22 protein-coding genes and 1 tRNA gene are annotated in these 17,063 nt (G+C 45.7%); 4 read left to right on the forward strand and 19 right to left on the reverse strand.

Going from position 1 to position 17,063, the window contains the following annotated elements; genetic code table 11:
• Window positions 1-4 precede the first annotated feature (4 nt).
• The 9 genes from atpD to QZ367_RS05285 all read right to left on the reverse strand — a co-directional run bounded on the left by atpD (window position 5) and on the right by QZ367_RS05285 (window position 7,688).
• Entirely contained in the window at window positions 5-1,402 is a 1,398-nt protein-coding gene (atpD, locus tag QZ367_RS05245; RefSeq protein WP_291938305.1) for a F0F1 ATP synthase subunit beta, read from the reverse strand.
• An 11-nt stretch (window positions 1,403-1,413) separates the two neighbouring features.
• Entirely contained in the window at window positions 1,414-2,322 is a 909-nt protein-coding gene (atpG, locus tag QZ367_RS05250) for an ATP synthase F1 subunit gamma (protein WP_291938307.1), read from the reverse strand.
• Window positions 2,323-2,334: 12 nt separating this feature from the next.
• Complete coding sequence (atpA, locus tag QZ367_RS05255) at window positions 2,335-3,849, reverse strand: F0F1 ATP synthase subunit alpha (RefSeq protein ID WP_291938309.1); 1,515 nt, start codon at window positions 3,847-3,849, stop codon at window positions 2,335-2,337.
• Between the two features lie 11 nt (window positions 3,850-3,860).
• Entirely contained in the window at window positions 3,861-4,391 is a 531-nt protein-coding gene (locus QZ367_RS05260; RefSeq protein ID WP_291938311.1) for a F0F1 ATP synthase subunit delta, read from the reverse strand.
• Window positions 4,391-4,906, reverse strand: coding sequence for a F0F1 ATP synthase subunit B (locus tag QZ367_RS05265; protein ID WP_291938313.1), 516 nt, complete (start codon window positions 4,904-4,906; stop codon window positions 4,391-4,393). The genes QZ367_RS05260 and QZ367_RS05265 overlap by 1 nt, the downstream gene beginning before the upstream one ends.
• 10 nt (window positions 4,907-4,916) lie before the next feature.
• The gene (locus tag QZ367_RS05270; RefSeq protein ID WP_291938315.1) at window positions 4,917-5,339 is read right to left on the reverse strand and encodes a F0F1 ATP synthase subunit B'; all 423 of its coding nucleotides are present in this window, start codon (window positions 5,337-5,339) and stop codon (window positions 4,917-4,919) included.
• Window positions 5,340-5,413: 74 nt separating this feature from the next.
• On the reverse strand, window positions 5,414-6,277 hold the full coding sequence (locus tag QZ367_RS05275; protein ID WP_291938317.1) for a ParB/RepB/Spo0J family partition protein: 864 nt from the start codon (window positions 6,275-6,277) through the stop codon (window positions 5,414-5,416).
• Window positions 6,265-7,056 (reverse strand): AAA family ATPase, encoded by a 792-nt coding sequence (locus QZ367_RS05280; protein WP_291938319.1) that lies wholly within the window; start codon window positions 7,054-7,056, stop codon window positions 6,265-6,267. The genes QZ367_RS05275 and QZ367_RS05280 overlap by 13 nt, the downstream gene beginning before the upstream one ends.
• A complete protein-coding gene (locus QZ367_RS05285; protein WP_291938321.1) occupies window positions 7,053-7,688 on the reverse strand; it encodes a biotin--[acetyl-CoA-carboxylase] ligase in 636 nt (211 codons plus the stop codon). Before QZ367_RS05285 ends, QZ367_RS05280 begins: the two co-directional genes overlap by 4 nt.
• A gap of 41 nt (window positions 7,689-7,729) precedes the next feature.
• On the opposite strand from QZ367_RS05285, the gene QZ367_RS05290 reads away from it, so the two are divergent.
• Together QZ367_RS05290 and QZ367_RS05295 are read left to right on the forward strand one after the other, a co-directional pair.
• A complete protein-coding gene (locus QZ367_RS05290) occupies window positions 7,730-7,894 on the forward strand; it encodes a hypothetical protein (protein ID WP_291938323.1) in 165 nt (54 codons plus the stop codon).
• A gap of 56 nt (window positions 7,895-7,950) precedes the next feature.
• Window positions 7,951-8,178 (forward strand): hypothetical protein, encoded by a 228-nt coding sequence (locus QZ367_RS05295; protein WP_291938324.1) that lies wholly within the window; start codon window positions 7,951-7,953, stop codon window positions 8,176-8,178.
• 42 nt (window positions 8,179-8,220) lie between these two features.
• On the opposite strand, the gene fmt is transcribed toward QZ367_RS05295, so the two are convergent.
• The 5 genes from fmt to rplU all read right to left on the reverse strand — a co-directional run bounded on the left by fmt (window position 8,221) and on the right by rplU (window position 11,443).
• Entirely contained in the window at window positions 8,221-9,141 is a 921-nt protein-coding gene (gene fmt, locus QZ367_RS05300; protein ID WP_291938325.1) for a methionyl-tRNA formyltransferase, read from the reverse strand.
• Window positions 9,142-9,233: 92 nt separating this feature from the next.
• Window positions 9,234-9,575 carry a hypothetical protein gene (locus QZ367_RS05305; RefSeq protein WP_291938326.1) on the reverse strand — a complete coding sequence of 114 codons (342 nt, stop codon included), beginning with the start codon at window positions 9,573-9,575 and terminating at the stop codon, window positions 9,234-9,236.
• Between the two features lie 126 nt (window positions 9,576-9,701).
• On the reverse strand, window positions 9,702-10,757 hold the full coding sequence (gene obgE, locus QZ367_RS05310; protein ID WP_291938327.1) for a GTPase ObgE: 1,056 nt from the start codon (window positions 10,755-10,757) through the stop codon (window positions 9,702-9,704).
• Between the two features lie 109 nt (window positions 10,758-10,866).
• On the reverse strand, window positions 10,867-11,124 hold the full coding sequence (gene rpmA, locus QZ367_RS05315; RefSeq protein WP_291938329.1) for a 50S ribosomal protein L27: 258 nt from the start codon (window positions 11,122-11,124) through the stop codon (window positions 10,867-10,869).
• Window positions 11,125-11,134: 10 nt separating this feature from the next.
• The gene (rplU, locus tag QZ367_RS05320; RefSeq protein WP_040303368.1) at window positions 11,135-11,443 is read right to left on the reverse strand and encodes a 50S ribosomal protein L21; all 309 of its coding nucleotides are present in this window, start codon (window positions 11,441-11,443) and stop codon (window positions 11,135-11,137) included.
• Window positions 11,444-11,662: 219 nt separating this feature from the next.
• Here rplU and QZ367_RS05325 point away from each other — a divergent pair, with 219 nt between their 5' ends.
• Window positions 11,663-12,091 carry a hypothetical protein gene (locus tag QZ367_RS05325; protein ID WP_291938333.1) on the forward strand — a complete coding sequence of 143 codons (429 nt, stop codon included), beginning with the start codon at window positions 11,663-11,665 and terminating at the stop codon, window positions 12,089-12,091.
• Between the two features lie 168 nt (window positions 12,092-12,259).
• A complete protein-coding gene (locus tag QZ367_RS05330; protein ID WP_291938336.1) occupies window positions 12,260-12,721 on the forward strand; it encodes a DUF411 domain-containing protein in 462 nt (153 codons plus the stop codon).
• Between the two features lie 162 nt (window positions 12,722-12,883).
• Here the strand turns inward: QZ367_RS05330 and QZ367_RS05335 are convergent.
• From QZ367_RS05335 to rplM, 5 genes are all read right to left on the reverse strand, one after another.
• Window positions 12,884-12,957: transfer RNA gene (locus QZ367_RS05335), tRNA-Gln, on the reverse strand.
• Window positions 12,958-13,926: 969 nt separating this feature from the next.
• Window positions 13,927-14,985 (reverse strand): HAD family hydrolase, encoded by a 1,059-nt coding sequence (locus tag QZ367_RS05340; RefSeq protein WP_291938338.1) that lies wholly within the window; start codon window positions 14,983-14,985, stop codon window positions 13,927-13,929.
• A gap of 67 nt (window positions 14,986-15,052) precedes the next feature.
• Window positions 15,053-16,075, reverse strand: coding sequence for an OmpA family protein (locus tag QZ367_RS05345; RefSeq protein ID WP_291938339.1), 1,023 nt, complete (start codon window positions 16,073-16,075; stop codon window positions 15,053-15,055).
• A gap of 99 nt (window positions 16,076-16,174) precedes the next feature.
• Window positions 16,175-16,564 carry a 30S ribosomal protein S9 gene (gene rpsI / locus QZ367_RS05350; RefSeq protein ID WP_005869670.1) on the reverse strand — a complete coding sequence of 130 codons (390 nt, stop codon included), beginning with the start codon at window positions 16,562-16,564 and terminating at the stop codon, window positions 16,175-16,177.
• A gap of 2 nt (window positions 16,565-16,566) precedes the next feature.
• On the reverse strand, window positions 16,567-16,992 hold the full coding sequence (rplM, locus tag QZ367_RS05355; protein ID WP_005869672.1) for a 50S ribosomal protein L13: 426 nt from the start codon (window positions 16,990-16,992) through the stop codon (window positions 16,567-16,569).
• Between the last annotated feature and the right edge of the window lie 71 nt (window positions 16,993-17,063).

The raw sequence follows: 17,063 nt of genomic DNA on the forward strand, positions 1-17,063 counted from the left end.
ATTCCTATGCTTTCATCTTTTCAGCTTTTGCTACTACCTCGTCGATATTTCCCACCATATAAAAGGCATTCTCCGGCAGATCGTCGTATTTGCCCTCTAAAATTCCCTTAAAGCCAGCGATAGTTTCCTCTAGCGAGATATATTTGCCCGGACTTCCAGTAAATACCTCGGCTACGAAAAACGGCTGAGATAGGTAGCGCTCGATCTTTCTAGCCCGCTCGACTACGAGTTTATCCTCTTCGCTAAGTTCGTCCATACCCAAAATCGCGATGATGTCTTGCAAATCTTTGTATTTTTGAAGTACTGCTTGAACGCCGCGAGCGACCTTATAATGCTCCTCGCCGATGATTTGTGGATCGAGCATTCTTGAGGTCGAATCAAGTGGATCCACGGCAGGATAAATTCCTTTTTCGGCGATCGCTCTGTTTAAAACGGTCGTCGCATCAAGGTGCGCAAAAACGGTCGCAGGAGCCGGGTCAGTAAGGTCGTCCGCAGGCACGTAAACGGCCTGAACGGAGGTGATGGAGCCTTTTTTGGTCGAAGTGATGCGCTCTTGTAATTTACCCATTTCGCTAGCAAGCGTAGGCTGATAACCGACCGCGGACGGAATTCGTCCCAAAAGCGCGGACATCTCCGAACCCGACTGCGAGAAGCGGAAGATATTGTCGATAAACATCAAAACGTCAAGCCCTAGCTCATCGCGGAAATACTCAGCCATCGTAAGACCGGTTAGCGCGATGCGATTTCTCGCCCCCGGCGGCTCGTTCATCTGACCGTAGGTTAAGGCGACTTTATCCAAAACTCCGGATTCTTTCATCTCGTTATAAAGGTCGTTTCCCTCTCTCGTTCGCTCGCCGACGCCCGCAAATACGGAGTAGCCGCTGTGTTTGAAAGCGACGTTGTGGATCAGCTCCATGATGATGACGGTTTTGCCGACGCCAGCACCGCCGAATAGACCTACCTTGCCGCCCTTTGCGTAAGGGGCTAGCAGATCGACTACCTTAATGCCGGTTTCAAAAATTTCACTCTTCGTGCTTTGATTTTCAAAGCTAGGTGGATCTCTGTGGATCGACCAACGCGTTTCAAATTTCTCATCCTCGCCCTCATCTATCAGATCGCCCGTGACATTAAAAATTCTGCCCAAAACCTTCTCGCCCACTGGCACAGTAATAGGCGCGTCCAAAGCGACGGCCTCAAGTCCTCGCCTAAGCCCATCGCTCATATCCATAGCGATCGTGCGGACGCGATTGTCTCCAAGGTGTGCAGCTACCTCTAGGATCAGCCTGCGATGAGCGCCTTCGACATCAAATTTAACCTCGATAGCTTCATTAATCTTCGGCAAGTAGTCCTTGAAATCGACATCGACCACAGGACCCATTACCTGAGAAATTATTCCTTTCATCCGTTTTCCTTTCATTTCATTGATTCGACGCCGCTTATGATCTCGATAAGCTCAGTCGTGATAGAGCCTTGTCTGGCTTTGTTGTATGCTAAATTTAACTGCGATACACGTTCTTTGGCGTTATTCGTCGCATTTTCCATCGCATTCATTCTCGAGCAGTGCTCCGCCGCCAAAGAGTCAATAAGCGCGTAATACATGCTGTAGCTAAGATAGCTCTGGATTAAATTTAACATCAATGTTTCTTCATCCTCAGGGCTTTCAACTTCTACTTCCAATGTAGATGTTTTTAAAGCGTCCTCATTAATCGCAGGCTCACCGATCGGCACCAATGTATTTACCCGCATCTCTTGGGTAATCATATTCAAATAGCCGTTATGGATAAGTATAACTTCGTCAGTTTTACCTTCGTTAAAATCCTTAACCGCGGCTTGCACGATTTCGTTAGCTTTCTCGGACGATGGAGATGAGCTAACGCCTATATATCGCTCCAAAAGCTCGACGCCCTGAAAATCAAAATACTCTATCCCCTTTTTGCCGACGGCGCGAAGGCGAACCTTGATCTTTTTAGCTTTAAGCTCCTCGATCAAAGCTTTGATCTTTTTGATGGTATTGATATTAAAACCGCCGCAAAGCCCTTTATCTGCGGTAATAAACAGCAAATCAACCACTTTTACCTCTCGAGTGGTATCAAAAATCCTAAGTTTTTCGTCGTTGCCCGAATTATTGCCTACGTAGTTTTTAACGCGCGCAGAAATTTCACCTAAGACCTCGTTAATCTTCACCGCATAAGCTCGCGAGCGCATCGCCGCCTCTTTGGTGTTTTTGAGCTTGACGTTGGAGACCAGCTTCATAGCTTTGGTAGTCTTCTCCGTATTTTTAACGCTCTTGATCTGTAGCTTTATATCTTTTAAATTTGCCATAATTTAGCCCTTTTAAGCGGCAAAGGTCGCTTTAAAGTCATTTAGAGCCTTGATTAAATTTTCTTCCAAATCCTTCTCGATGGTCTTTTTACTTCTAATCTCTTCAAAAATTTCAGGATATTTTGCCTCAATATACGGATAGAGCTCAGCTTCAAATTTACCGATCGAGCTTGCAGGTATGTCGTCTAAAAAGCCGCGGCTTCCCGCAAAGATGATGACCACTTGATTTTCGACCGGAAGCGGCGAATAAGGAGGCTGTTTTAAAATTTCAACCATTCTTTGTCCGCGATCCAGCTGCTTACGGCTGCTCTCGTCCAAATCGCTCGCAAACTGCGCAAACGCCTGAAGCTCACGGTATTGAGCGAGATCTAGGCGCAAGGTTCCCGAGACCTTTTTGATCGCTTTAATCTGCGCAGAACCGCCGACGCGGCTAACCGAAAGACCTACGTTGATCGCAGGGCGAATTCCAGAGTTAAACAGACCCGACTCCAAGAAAATTTGACCGTCAGTGATAGAGATAACGTTTGTAGGGATATACGCCGAAACGTCGCCTGCCTGCGTCTCGATAATAGGAAGCGCCGTTAGGCTGCCTGCACCGAGTGCATCGCTTAGTTTGCTAGCGCGCTCAAGCAGGCGGGAGTGCAGGTAAAATACATCGCCAGGATACGCCTCGCGTCCTGGCGGACGGCGCAAGATAAGTGACATCTCGCGATACGCAACCGCGTGTTTACTAAGATCGTCATAGATGATAAGTGCGTGGCGAGAGTTATCTCTGAAATACTCGCCCATGGTGCAGCCCGAATATGGTGCCAAGTATTGAAGCGCGGCTGCCTCGCTAGCACCCGCCGCAACTACGATCGTATAATCCATCGCACCGTATTCTTCAAGCTTTTTAACGACTTGTGCGACGGTGGATTGCTTCTGTCCGATCGCCACGTAGATACAAACGACATCTTGGCCCTTTTGATTGATGATGGTATCGACGGCGACGGTGGTTTTACCGGTTTGGCGGTCGCCGATGATGAGCTCGCGCTGTCCGCGGCCGATCGGCACTAGCGCATCTATCGCCTTAAGGCCGGTTTGAAGCGGCTCATGGACGGATTTACGAGCCATGATGCCTTTGGCCTTTTCTTCGACGAATCTAGTATCGCTGGTCTCTATCGCGCCTTTGCCGTCGATCGGCTCGCCTAGAGCGTTTACCACGCGTCCGATCATAGCATCGCCTACCGGCACGCGAAGTAGCTTGCCCAGTCTTTTTACGCTGCTTCCTTCGTTTATGCCGCTAGTATCGCCCAAAATAACGATACCGACGCTGCTCTCCTCTAAATTTAACGCGATGCCGCGAGCTCCGTTTTCAAACTCAAGCATCTCGTTGGCCATTACGTTTTTTAAGCCGTAAACATTAGCAACGCCGTCTGCAACCGAAACGACCTTACCGGTTTCTTCGATATCAACGCTAAGATCGAAATTTTCGATTCGCTCTTTGATTATGCTGCTGATTTCGTCTGCCTTAATTTTCGCACCCACGCTTTACTCCTTTAAATTGCTTTTAAAATATATTCGCTCATTTTTTGTTTCAATCTATCAACTGAAAAACTAATCTCAAATCCAAGATCCTCGACTTCGATCTTAATGCCTTCAAGCTCGCTTTTAACGGGTTGCAGAGTAATATCTGCATTAAATTTCTTTGAAATTTTAGCCTCTAGCTCTTTTATTTTCGCGACGTCTATTTCGGTAGCGGAATAAATTTTACCTAAGTATTTATTATCCAGCGCCGCAATATTCTTGCGCAGTTCCTCGACTATCTGCGGGATTAGTGTAATACGCCTATTTTTAGCTAGGAGTTTAATAAAATTTATGATTTTTTCGCTTGGATTTTTTATAAACGACGCAATAAGTTCCACTTTGGATTCCTCTTTTAGCGTCGGAGATTTTACAATATCTTGGAATTTTGGAATTCTAAATGCGCTCGCGACGCTCTCGAGCGTCTGTAAAACAGAGCCTAGTTCATATTTTTTATAGCTCAGTATCAGGGCGTTTACATATCTTTTTGAGGTGTTATTTATCATCATCCGACCTTTTTCTCTACGATTTTAACCAGCTTATCTTGACCGAATTTAATGTCATCCGATGCAAAAACGTCATCCAGTATCTCGCTTACGACCTCTTTTTTGATCTTGCGCGCCTCAAAGCTCTTCTGCTCGTCGAAAGATTTTTGCAAATTCGCAATCTCTTGCTCGGTCGCATTTTTTATCTTTTCGGCGGCGAATACAATCTCTTTTTTAGCAGTTTCGATTAAAGCTGCGCCTTGAACCTTGGCATCTTGCAGATCTTTTTTAGCTTGCTCCTTGCGAACTGCGGACTCTTTTAAAATTTTTTGATTAGCCTCAAGTCTAGATGCGATGCCGTTGATTCTACCTTGATATGCTGCTTTTGCAGGACCTTTTAAAAGATAAAACAAAATTCCGAAAAACAAAATGAAATTTATGCTTCGCCACAGCACGTCGTAGTCTTTGACTCCATCGTGCTCGCCACTTGCTAAAACAAGCGCCGGAATGATAAATAAAAATAGATATTTTTTCATACTGAAATCCTCATACTTTAGCCACAGCAGTGCTTAGAGCTTTTTTAAATTCCGGAATTTTGGCTTGCAAATCATTTCTTAGACCACGTTTTTGCTCATCTAAACCGCCTAAGAATTGATCAAAATCTTCCTCCATCGCGGCTTTTTTCTCGGCTATTTCTCTAGCGGCAGCCTGCTTCGCACTATCTATCGCCTCTTGCTTTATTTTAACGGCTTGCAACTTCGCAGCATCCATGATTCTTACGATCTCTGCTTTATCGGCATCTGCATCCTGTGCATTTTTCATCGCATTTGCCTCATCTTCTTTAATGATAGCCTCTCGCTTTTCCATATGCAAAAGTAACGGTCTATAAAGCTTGATATTTAAGAAGTAAATCAAAGCTAAAAATACGACGATGGTCGTTATCATGGCGGTCAAACTTACGTCTAGCATCGCACCTCCTCTAGGTTAGTTTTAAACAAAATATGTATTTTACAATATAAAAAATTAAAATACACTATAAAAAATCATCCGATTTTCTTTAAAAACTCGGAAATTTGTAAAATTTCGCTAAATTCGATCGAAATTTTACGCTCTTTGATACTTATTTTACCAAATTGATCAAGCTTGGCCTTTAGCTTTAAAAGCTCAGGCTTGAAGCTTTGAAATTCCGCGCCAGGCTTTTTCTCTTTCGGAACGGTTTTATCTTTGAGCTTTTTTACTAAATTTTCGGTATCTCTTACGCTTAGGCGCTGTCCTAAAATGGTGTTTAGAACTAAAATTTGATCCTCTTTTTCAAGTCCAACCATTATCTTGGCGTGCCCTTGCGAAATTTTATCTGCGCTTATGGCGTCTTGCACTTCGGAGCATAAATTTAAAAGTCTTAGCGTGTTGGTAATCTGCGTGCGGGACTTTTTGATGATGTCGGCTAACTCCTCTTGCGTGATCCTGTATTCGCCGATGAGCTCCTTATAGGACTTAGCAAGCTCGATAGGATTTAGATCCTCGCGCTGGATATTTTCGATGAGGGCAAGCTCTCTTAAATTTTGAGATTTTATGTCTGCGACTACGGCTTTGATTGTACTCTCGCCCAAAAGCTTAGTCGCTCTTAGGCGTCGCTCACCAGCTATAAGGACGTAAGAGTCATCTTTTTGAATAACGATGATAGGCTGAATAAGCCCGTGGCGGGCAATACTCTCGCTTAGCTGCCTAAGTGCCTCCTCATCGAAGCTTTGACGCGGTTGATATGGATTTGGCTCGATTTTATCGACATCGATTTCGATAACTAAGCTATCTGCATTTCCGCTTTCTAGCTCCCTGTTATAGGAGCTTTCTACGTCATCTAAAATAGCACCGAGCCCACGCCCGAGCGCTCTTTTTACCTTGCCCATTTTTGCTCCATTATGGATTTAGCGAGGTCTTGATAGGCGATGGAGCCGGCGGATTTTATATCGTATAAAACCACCGGCTTGCCAAAGCTTGGGCTTTCGGCTAGCTTGATATTGCGCGGGATGATGACTAGATCATCACTCTTACCGATACGAAAGAGCTTATCGTCGAAATACTCGCGTAAATTCGCGACCGTTTCTTTGGCGAGGTTGTTTTGCAAGCTGTACATTGTCGGCAAAAATCCGCGAATTTTTAAATTTTTATTGAGCGTTTGCTTGACGACTTTTACGGTATTTAGGATCAACGCGACGCCTTCAAGCGCGTAGAATTCGCACTGAATCGGGATAATTACGCTATCGCTTGCGACCAAGGCATTTACCGTAATGCTACCGAGCGTCGGCGGCGAATCTATGATGATGAAATCATATCTGTCCTTAACCTCGGAAATTTTATTTTTTAGCATTAGTTTGAAGTCTTTCTCTTCACTTACTTCGTGCTCGATGCCTACAAGTCCGATATTTGACGGCACCAGATCCATAAACTCAAGTTCGGTCTTTTGGATCACTTCGGACATGCTCTTACGCCCCGTTAGGACGTGATAAATGTTAAATTCAAAGTCGCTGCGGTTAAAGCCAAGCCCGGTCGTAGCGTTCGCCTGAGGGTCTACGTCAATCAGTAGGACCCGCTTTTTCTTTATCGCTAGCGACGCAGCGAGATTGACCGCTGTGGTCGTCTTCCCGACGCCGCCTTTTTGATTGGCAATCGTAATTACTTCACTCATCTTAAAGCATAAACCCTTTCTTCGTTTATTATGATCGATCCGTCTTCGCAAAGTTTAGCCTGCGCAAGCGAAATTTTTTCGCCGTTTAAATGGACACTAAATTTTTGCGATTTTTGGAATTGTAACGAAAAATTTCTAAAAATTTGCTTCCACGAGATTTTATTTTCATATAGCGCAAGGAACCCCTCTATAGCGTCTTTTGCGCTGATTTTTATATCTAAAATTCCCGCATATTCGGGCGCGCCGAGTAGGTTTATGCCAATGCCGCAGACGAGGGTGTTTTTGATCTTATTCGTCATCGTCCCACCGATTTTGCGCTCATCCACATAAAAATCGTTGGGCCATTTCAGCCAAAGCTGCGAACCGAGCGATGCTAGAAGCTCCTGCATAATCATCGCAAAATATATGCTCGCCGACTGAGGCGGCACATCTGCGGGCATATCGCTCTGCGCGACACAGAACGAAAATGCGAGATTGCCGCTCGCGCTCTGCCAATCGTTACCGCGCGAGCCGATACCGGCGCTTTGGCGATTTGCGGCGATCGCAAAAGGCGGCATTATCCTACCTTCGCGCACGGCGCCCACCAAAAACTCCTGCGTGGAGGGCATTTGCTCTACAAATTCTACTTGCAAAACCCGCTCCTTGCGTAAGACGAAGGGCTCGCCTTGAAATATTGCAAGCGTTTAAATTCCGCGTAGCGATAGAATTTTGCGACAAGATAAAATTTAGCATGATTAAATTTTACGACATAGTGAAATTTTGTGCGATGAAATTTTACGCTCTTGCTAAATTTTTCGATAACGCGGATTTTTCCAGCGTCACTTCGATAAAATTTTAAAGTTTTATCTCGCAAAAATTCTGCGGCATGATCACAGAATTTTAAATGGTGCGTGTTTGGTGCGACGTTGCAAAGTCTGCAACCGCGGCGGCGAAATTTTAAGCTCCTGTGAGCGTAAAATTTTAGAGCATAGAAGCGAGGTTTTAAAATTTTATAAAGCCTTGATTTTGGAGCTTCGCTTCGAAATTCCGCGCGGTAAAATTTTACTTCACGATTGCGGCGATATCCAAGGCATAATTTCGCCGCGACGCCAAAAGCGCGGCGCAAATAAAATTCCCGCGTAGCATCATAAGCGCGGCGCAAAACGCGAGAATTTAAAATCCCGCTTAGCATAGCAGATCGCCGATCTTTAGCCGCTTGCCGTTTAGATACGCGCTAGCATCCACCGGCTTTTTGCCTGGCTCTTGCACCTTTATGATCTTAACCGCACCCTCGTCGCAAGAAACGCAAAAACTGGGCTTATCAACGCACAGAATTTCGCCCGCGCGTTCAAATTTACGCCCGCAAGATTCGTGCAAAAGCTCTAGTTCTAAAATTTTTAACCCGCTAGATAGATATATCCCGGGCCAGGGCGTCAGCGCACGAAATTTATTATAAATTTGCCGTGCGCTTTCCTCAAAGCCAAAAAGCCCGTCTGATTTGCTTATTTTTTTGCAGTGCGTAGCCTGCGCGTCATCTTGCTTAAGCGGCGTCAAATTTGTAAAATTTCGCAGCACTCGCACTATCAGCTCGCCAGCCAAATCCCCAAGCTCGTCAAACAGCTGCGCCGCCGTTTTGTCCTCGCAAGGCGTGTAGGCAAAATCAAGCATATCGCCCGTGTCAAGCCCCGCATCCATCAGCATCGCCGTCACGCCCGTCTGCTTTTCGCCAGCCATTAGCGCGCTTTGGATCGGGCTCGCGCCGCGGTATTTAGGCAGGATCGAAGCGTGCAGATTTATGCAAGGCACGATATCAAGGACGGCTTGCGGCAAAATTTTACCGTATGCGGCAACCACGATAAAATCAGGCTTTAGCTCTTTTATCTGCGCTGCGACCGCCTCGTCTTTTAAACTTGCAGGCTGAAAGATCGGCACGGCAGGCAGATACTGCTGCGCGTAAACTTTAACCTCGCTAGGCGTTAAAATCTGCTTCCTGCCGACAGGCTTGTCAGGCTGCGTAAAGACGGCCGCGATATTAAATTTCGCCCCCGCAAGCGCGCGTAAAATTTTAGCCGCATACTCAGGCGTTCCCATAAAAACTATATTCATTCTTTTCCTTTAAATTTAGCCAAATCACGACGCGAGCGATCACACGGGCACTAAGTGCGCGCAAAAGGCCGCACTATTGCCGTTTTTCGCGCTTATTTGACGGCGGATTGATTTTCATCCTCGGATCCGTCCGGCCAAGGCCAAAAAGCGCACGGATCTTCGGACCAATAAATCTTTGCAGACGGTTTCGCTCCCAGCTCATCCAGGCTAATCTTGCCGTCACGATTAGCGTCCAACTTCTTAAATTCCGAGCCTGAGCGCAGATTTAGCTCTACTCTCAGCCCAGACGGCACCTCGCTCGCCATCCACTCCTGCAAGCTCAGCGCGCCGTCGTGATCCTTATCGTTAAAGTCCATAAAATTCGGCACTGGATCGGCGGGATCGCACGCATACGCGCCGAAGAATAACAGTGCGAGGATAAAAATTTTATTCATTTTACATCCTTAAATTTTATCTTTTTGCAGCGTTTGCGAGCGATAAAAATAAAATTTAACCGCGTATACAGGCGCGCTAAGGCCTACGTTCGTCAAAGCCCTCTGCGGCGCGGCTTTTGTCGCAGCCTACAGCTCCTTTTTTAATAACTCAAGCAGGGCAAATTTTAGCTCGTTTATATTTTGTCCAGTCGCCGAAGATATCGGCATCACAAAAAACGGCTTGGCGGCGTCAAGCTCATAAATATCTTGCTTAAATTTCATCTCGCCCGCCGTGTCCGCAAGCCCCAAATGCGCTAAAAACGCGTCAAATTTTTCCTGCAAATTTTCGGCCGCGTCCGCGCGAGTTAGAGCGATCGCGTAGTCTCTTTTTGCAAGCTCTCCTGAAAATTTCGCCGTCTCGGCCCGCAGCGCGTCAAACTGCTCTTCAAGACTGCGGTAGTTCGCAAGATCGAGCATAAAAAGCAAAATTTTAGTGCGCTCGACGTGCTTTAAAAACTGCACGCCAAGCCCGCGCCCCTCGCTAGCGCCTTCTATGATACCCGGGATGTCGGCCATGACAAAGCCGCTGTATTCGTCCACCTCAACGAGGCCGAGCTTTGGCGTGAGCGTGGTAAACTCGTAGTTTGCGATCTGAGGCTTGGCGTTTGAAACGGTCGAGATTAGCGTGCTTTTGCCCACGTTTGGAAAGCCCACGAGCCCAACGTCTGCGATGAGTTTTAGCTCCAAGCGCACCTCGCGCGTCTGCCCTTCGAGGCCTTTTTGCGCGTATTCCGGGGCTTGATTGATCGAGCTTTTAAAATGCACGTTGCCAAGCCCGCCTTTGCCGCCTTTTAAAAATAGCTTCGTTTCGCCGTCGTTTAGCATATCAAGCACCAGCTCGCCGCTATCCTCGTCGTAAACGCTGGTGCCGGGAGGGACGATGAGATAGAGATCCTCGCCGCTTTTGCCCGTCTTTTTGCGACCCTCGCCGGGCGCGCCGTTTTGTGCTTTAAACTCACGTTTGCCCTTGTAGGACGAGAGAGTGTGGGAGTTTTTATCGACTCTGAAATACACGTCGCCGCCGTCGCCGCCGTCGCCGCCGTCGGGACCGCCCAGGATGACGAATTTTTCGCGGCGGAAGCTGACGCAGCCCGCGCCGCCGTCCCCTGATTTGACGCTAAGCTTTACGCTGTCTATAAACATGGCTATCCTTAAATTTAAAACGGTAATTATAACCAAATGAGTTGAAGATAATTTTTAAACGGATGAAATTTTAAATAGGGGCTTGCGCCCCCGAAGATTTTAGCGATGTTTACGCAGCCGGATAAACCGATACTTTTTTGCGATTTTTGTCTTTTCGCTCAAATTTTACGACGCCGTCGATCAACGCGAAAATCGTGTGATCGCTGCCCATGCCTACATTGCAGCCCGGGTGTGTCGCAGTGCCGCGCTGGCGGATGATGATGTTGCCCGCGCGAACGAACTCGCCGCCGAATTTTTTGACGCCCAAGCGACGCCCGATACTATCTCTATTATTTTGGGTTGAGCCCTGACCTTTTTTGTGTGCCATTTCCTATCCTTTATGCGTTAATCGAAACGACTTTGACGCGCGTGTATTGGCGTCTGAAGCCGCGCTTTACTTTTGAATCTTTGCGTCTGCGTTTTTTGAAGATAACGACTTTTTTATCCTTGCCTTCGCAAACGACCTCCAAAACCACCTTGGCACCCTTTACGAACGGTGCTCCTACCTTTAACTCGCCGTCATTTAGCGCTAAAACTTCGCTAAGCTCGAGCTTTGCTTTCGGCTCAGCATTAAAATGGTCTAAATTTAGGTAGTTGCCCTCTTCGACCTTATACTGCTTGCCGCCGTGTTTGATGATAGCATACATCAAAAATCCTTTAAAATTTGGTAGCCAAAAAGGCATTTGCCGTGCAAAATTTAAAAGCCCGTTTGGTATGAAACTTTGAATATTATCCGAAATTTTATAAATTCCTACTGAAACGCCTCGCAAAATTCCTGCGAAATTTCAAATTTCAAGGGCTCGGATTTATTTTAAACTAAAGATAAATGTGCTACTATCGCAACGAAATTTTTGAAGGAGAATTTTATGAGAAATTTAATAGCTGCGCTCGTAGCAGCGGTATTTTTTATCGGTTGTTCCAACTGGAATATATCCAACGAACCAAGCGGAGTACGCAATCAAACAAAATCCCAAAGCAGCAAAACAAATATCGGCGGCGTAAATGATAAAGTCCAAGAGGTCTCCACCGCAGACACCACTGATATGGTCGAAACGACCTTGCCCGATAGCACGGGTATGACTAATGCGCCGAAAGACCGCAGCGATGCATTTCATATCAACCAAGTAATTTCTGCGTGGAATAAACAGCCAGACTCCATCAAAACAACCGAAGACAACGGCAACATCTACACCTGGAAAAACTATAAGCCAGGCTGCGACGTATCGCTTACCAGCGACTCGGAAGGCTACGTATCAAAATCCGCTATCAAATCAGCACTCTCTCAGTGCCTATAACCAATTTATCCGCTTTATCCGCGACGCCGAAATTTTAAAATTTCGTAAAATTTCGGCTTACGAGCGGGTACTGCTTCACCAAATCTAATCTTAAAATCCTACGGTTCGCTCTTAAAAATTTACTATACGTATTGTATAATCGAGGACTTTTAATCACTGGAGTAAAATATGAAGAAAATTTTATTTGTAGGTGCGCTTTTAGCGGCATTAGGTAGCTATGCGGCGGCGGGTGAACACATCAAGGTCTATCACGGCGAGAGCTGCGGCTGTTGCCACAACTGGGCAAAATATATGGAGCAAAACGGATTTGAAGTCGAGATGATTTCGCTGGCCGACGAGCCGCTTATTCAGAAGAAGAATGAGCTCAAACTTCCGCTCGAGCTCGCTAGCTGCCACACCGCGATCATAGACGGATATGTAGTCGAAGGACATATGCCAGCAGGTGAGATCCGCACGTTACTAAAAAATAAGCCTAAAGACGTTATCGGCATAGCAGTACCTGGCATGCCACTAGAAGCACCAGGTATGGAGCAAGGCTCTCAGCCCGAGATCTATGACGTGGTGGCGTTTAAAAAGGATGGCTCGTATCAAAGCATCGCCACTTACAAAGGCAGAGAAAAAATCAAATAATCCGCCGCTTTAAAGCGGCAACTTACTTATTGGCTCGATAAAATTTTGCGTATTTATGGCTTGGCGCAATTTGCCTTAGCCGGCGAATGCTGCCACTATCTGCAAAGGCGCCGCGTAAAATAATTTCAAAAACTAGCATGATAAAGGAAATTAAAATTCGGGTGGATGGGCTAATAGGGGTCGAACCTATATTCACAAATCCAGAGTTTGTTGTCCTGCCATTAGACGATAGCCCATTGCGAAAGCGGTATTTTATAGAATTTTGCTTTAAAAAAGCATAAGAGCGGGCGGAATTTTAAAATTTTGCAAAATTTTAATTAAATTTAAAGCCCTGCTGCGCCTAAACGATAAAATTAAAACGCAAAAGCTAACGCTGCTTTCATAGGCTCCGATAAAAGAATATGGCTGCTCGCCGCGGAGCTAAATTTTAAAATTTGGCTAGTTTATCCTATATTTACGCCTTCGCGAGCTATTTGTCGCAGGATGAAATTTTAGCATATAAAAGCCTGTCTTCAAAACATATATGTTTAGTGCTCGCTGGGCGCGGGCGCGGCCTTAAATGATATAAATCGCACCGAAAATCCACAGCGAACATAATTGCGACTAAACCCAAATACAGCGTCAAATAGGCTTGCGATAAGACGCACAAAAAGCCTACCAAATACTTGCCTCAAGCGGAGCGTAGAATTTATCGCTACTAAATGGGGTCTAAACTAAAATCAAAGCCAAAATTTGAGCGCGAAACTTGCATAAAATTTCTTGCAAAAGCCGTTCACAAGCTCAAAAGATATTGCAAAATTGCGTAAAATTTGGCTACGGCAAGATTTTCCAGTACATTGTGTTAATACAAACCTAAAGTGAATAGAACACAATTACTCAAGGTAGCAAAATTTTCCCATACGTCGTTAATACCGAACATTGACAAATCAGATCAAGTACTATGGACAAAGTGAAATATTCCCATACATTGTTAGTTCGGCACAGGCTATTGCTAAACCAGAGCAGAAATGTGCGAAATTTAACTTCGCGTATCGTTTGAACACCTAGAAAGCGCCTTACCCCTCCAGCTAAATAGCGCGGACATTTATATCGCGCGCTGTTTAAAATGCCAATTAATTGGAATTTTAAATCTCGAGCGCGGGTTCACTTCTAAGTATTCGCAAAAAATAACGTATCAAAGCTAGAAAAATTTCGCTCCGTCGCGCCTAAAATTTCGATGAAATTCCGCGTATCAGCTCAACCGCCTCTTTTGCGTCCGAGCATACGAACTCGAAATGCGCCCGTAGCTCCGAGGTACTGCCGTAGCCGCAGCTTACGCCCACGCTTCGCACCGCTGCCGACTTTGCCGCGATGGCGTCAAGCGACGTATCACCGATCATAAAGATATTTTGGCTTACGGAAGGTAGGATTTCGTCACTGCAAATTTTGTCATAACAAGGAACGGAATTTAGCTCATGCGCATCATAAATTTTACTGCCGCGCACTCCGCCTTTATCGCTCTCGCCCTCGATGCCCACACCGCTCTTTTGGCTATTATCGCCAGCCTCGTGTCTATCACTCTTTGCTTTGCTTAAATTTCTAAACGAAATTGTATCAGAATTTTGACTCGCGATGCTGCTTAAATTTTGCTCGTAAACTTTGCTAGGATCAGGATCAAGCGCAGGAAGGCTCTTTAAATCAGGCGCTGAAATTTCACTCAAAATCGCGTTCCTGCTAGCAGCGCTTGTATTTTCATCGGCAGTCGCGTCGTGAGTTTTACCGCGAGCCGCATGCGGGCTTTTGCTAGCGGTCGCGCCGCAAATTCCTAAATTTTCGAGCGCCTTTAATATCGGTTCGGCGCTTGGTTTGGGATCTTGCACGTCCTCTCGCCCGACGATGGTGCCGAAAAATTCCGCGATACCCAGATGCTGCAATAAAATTTTAGAAAATTTCGACGTCTTGGTCGTCACGACGCCTAAATTTGCAAACTCGCTCGCCGCACGAACCGCCTCGAACGCACCGCTTAGCAGAACGGTCTGATCCAAAAAAGTCTGCGCGTATCGCTGTTTGTAGGCGAGCACGAAATTCTGCACATCGCGCGTCACACCTAGACGTTCAAACATTACCTCTAACGGATGTCCGATAAGCCTTTTAATCGCTTCGTCGCTAGGCTCTGCAGCGCCCAAATGCGCAAACGCGTAGTGAAAGCCGTCCAGTATCGCGGGCGTGGAGTCTATGAGCGTACCATCGAGATCAAAAAACAGAATGGTTTGGAAATTTGGCATTTTAAAATTTAATTTGGATATAAAAAAAAGCGGAGCCGAAGCTCCGCTTATGTGGATCTAGAAAAGATTATTTTCTAAATTTAGCATCTACGCGTCTATTTTGAGCGCGGCCTGCTTTAGTAGCGTTTGTAGCGATAGGCTTAGTCTCGCCGTATCCTACAGTGGTGATTCTGCTAGCATCTACGCCGAAGCTCTTAAGCGCACCTCCAACTGCAGCAGCTCTGCGCTCGGAAAGCTTTTGATTATATGCATTCGAGCCGGTGCTATCGGTGTGACCCTCTAGGATTACTTTGTAATCAGGATGAGCTACTAGCACGTCGCTTACGTTTTTGATCTGGTTCATAAACTCAGGAGAAATTTTTGAGCTATCTGTAGCGAAATTTACGCCCAAATTTAACCTAATAACTTTCTCGCAGCCATATTCATCAACAACTACGCCAGCAGGTGTGCCTGGGCATCTATCGACATTATCGCATACGCCGTCGTTATCTGCATCTTTGCAACCTGCAGGAGCCGGAGCGGCAGCTGGAGCTGCGTCAGCATATCTCTTGCCAAAATCAACTGCAAAGCCTAGAGTATAGAACAATACGTGGTTGCCGTCGTCAAATCTGATAGCATCGCGTGCTTCAAGTTTTGTAGCAAAGTTGTCGGTAATATAGTATTTTAGACCCAAGCCGTATTGGCCGAAGCCGCTATCTTGATCGCCATCGTTGTAAACGTCTTTAGTGTAATCCATATATCCAAGACCTAGCAAGCCGTATAATTTGAAATTATCGGTGAAATTTACCAAGTCTTTTACAGCATTGATGTGGTAGTATCTAGCGCTAGGCTTAGCATTGCCGGCTCTGTAAGCTAGATCCTCTACGCCGATATGACGAGAGTAATCGAAACCTGCCTCTAATTGATCAATGAATGAATTCTGTAGGTTTTTAGCAAGGCGTAGACCGAACATAAAATTCGTATCTAAATCCATATTTCCCTCATGAGTCATTCCACCAATAGTAGGGGTGATCTCCCAGTGATAATCAGCATCGCTAGCGAACAATGCGCCGGATGCACACAAGCTTAATGCAAGTAGAACTTTCTTCATTAAACATCCTTTCAAATAAAGTTATAATTCGATATTACCATAAAATTTTTAAAGAATTTACAAATTTGCGACAATTTCGCCACAAATTTGTAAAAAACATTATCTCTTAGAGAACTGCGGACTTCTACGCGCTTTGCGGCGACCGAATTTCTTTCGCTCGACCACGCGGCTATCGCGAGTTAGCAGACCTTTTGGCTTAAGAGCCGCTCTAAAATCTTTATCCATCGCAGCAAGCGCCTTTGAAATTCCGTGTTTTAGCGCATCCGCTTGAGCCGAATATCCGCCGCCCAAAGTCTGCGCGGTGATATCCATCGAGGTCTCTTGTTTAGTCGCCAAAAGCGGCTGAACAACCCTTAGTTTGATCGCTTCGTGACCGCCTAGCCAGGTGTTTAGATCCATACCGTTTACTACGATCTTGCCGCTTCCCGGTTTTACCCAAACCTTAGCTACGGCAGTTTTTCTCTTTCCGGTTGCATAAATTGTCGCCATGATTATTTTCCTTTTTTAGTTGTTTGCGCAGTATGAGGGTGCTCGCCGCCTTCATATACGAATAGCTTTTTGATCATCGCCTTACCGAGCTTCGTCTTAGGAAGCATGCCGCGAACCGCAAGTCTGTAGAGCTTTGCGGGATTGTTTTTAAGCAGGTCTTGAAATTTCACGCTCTTTACGCTTCCGAAATAGCCCGAGTAGCTGTGATAAAGTTTATCGTCGCCTTTGTTATTGCCGGTAAATACGGCTTTTGAAGCGTTGATGATAACGACGTAGTCTCCGCAATCCACGTTTGGAGTGTAGCTTGGTTTGTGTTTGCCTCGTAGCAATACGGCGACTTCAGTAAGCATTCTACCGAATCTTTTGTCGGTCGCGTCGATAACGACCCAGTCGCGCTTAACTTCGCTAGGCTTTGTAATTTCTGTCATGGTTTCCGCCTTATTAAAATTTGAGCTGTGATTATATAGAAATATCCTTACGTATAGCTTAATTTAAGCTA

The sequence above is a fragment of the Campylobacter sp. genome (assembly GCF_019423325.1).
In the GTDB taxonomy this organism is placed as follows: domain Bacteria; phylum Campylobacterota; class Campylobacteria; order Campylobacterales; family Campylobacteraceae; genus Campylobacter_B.

Bases quoted from the DNA above. Each gene is read 5' to 3' on its own strand.
- atpD (WP_291938305.1), bottom strand. From the start codon at position 1,402: ATGAAAGGAATAATTTCTCAGGTAATGGGTCCTGTGGTCGATGTCGAT.
- atpG (WP_291938307.1), bottom strand. From the start codon at position 2,322: ATGGCAAATTTAAAAGATATAAAGCTACAGATCAAGAGCGTTAAAAAT.
- QZ367_RS05260 (WP_291938311.1), bottom strand. From the start codon at position 4,391: ATGATAAATAACACCTCAAAAAGATATGTAAACGCCCTGATACTGAGC.
- QZ367_RS05265 (WP_291938313.1), bottom strand. From the start codon at position 4,906: ATGAAAAAATATCTATTTTTATTTATCATTCCGGCGCTTGTTTTAGCA.
- QZ367_RS05270 (WP_291938315.1), bottom strand. From the start codon at position 5,339: ATGCTAGACGTAAGTTTGACCGCCATGATAACGACCATCGTCGTATTT.
- QZ367_RS05275 (WP_291938317.1), bottom strand. From the start codon at position 6,277: ATGGGCAAGGTAAAAAGAGCGCTCGGGCGTGGGCTCGGTGCTATTTTA.
- QZ367_RS05280 (WP_291938319.1), bottom strand. From the start codon at position 7,056: ATGAGTGAAGTAATTACGATTGCCAATCAAAAAGGCGGCGTCGGGAAG.
- fmt (WP_291938325.1), bottom strand. From the start codon at position 9,141: ATGAATATAGTTTTTATGGGAACGCCTGAGTATGCGGCTAAAATTTTA.
- QZ367_RS05305 (WP_291938326.1), bottom strand. From the start codon at position 9,575: ATGAATAAAATTTTTATCCTCGCACTGTTATTCTTCGGCGCGTATGCG.
- obgE (WP_291938327.1), bottom strand. From the start codon at position 10,757: ATGTTTATAGACAGCGTAAAGCTTAGCGTCAAATCAGGGGACGGCGGC.
- rpmA (WP_291938329.1), bottom strand. From the start codon at position 11,124: ATGGCACACAAAAAAGGTCAGGGCTCAACCCAAAATAATAGAGATAGT.
- rplU (WP_040303368.1), bottom strand. From the start codon at position 11,443: ATGTATGCTATCATCAAACACGGCGGCAAGCAGTATAAGGTCGAAGAG.
- QZ367_RS05325 (WP_291938333.1), top strand. From the start codon at position 11,663: ATGAGAAATTTAATAGCTGCGCTCGTAGCAGCGGTATTTTTTATCGGT.
- QZ367_RS05330 (WP_291938336.1), top strand. From the start codon at position 12,260: ATGAAGAAAATTTTATTTGTAGGTGCGCTTTTAGCGGCATTAGGTAGC.
- QZ367_RS05340 (WP_291938338.1), bottom strand. From the start codon at position 14,985: ATGCCAAATTTCCAAACCATTCTGTTTTTTGATCTCGATGGTACGCTC.
- QZ367_RS05345 (WP_291938339.1), bottom strand. From the start codon at position 16,075: ATGAAGAAAGTTCTACTTGCATTAAGCTTGTGTGCATCCGGCGCATTG.
- rpsI (WP_005869670.1), bottom strand. From the start codon at position 16,564: ATGGCGACAATTTATGCAACCGGAAAGAGAAAAACTGCCGTAGCTAAG.
- rplM (WP_005869672.1), bottom strand. From the start codon at position 16,992: ATGACAGAAATTACAAAGCCTAGCGAAGTTAAGCGCGACTGGGTCGTT.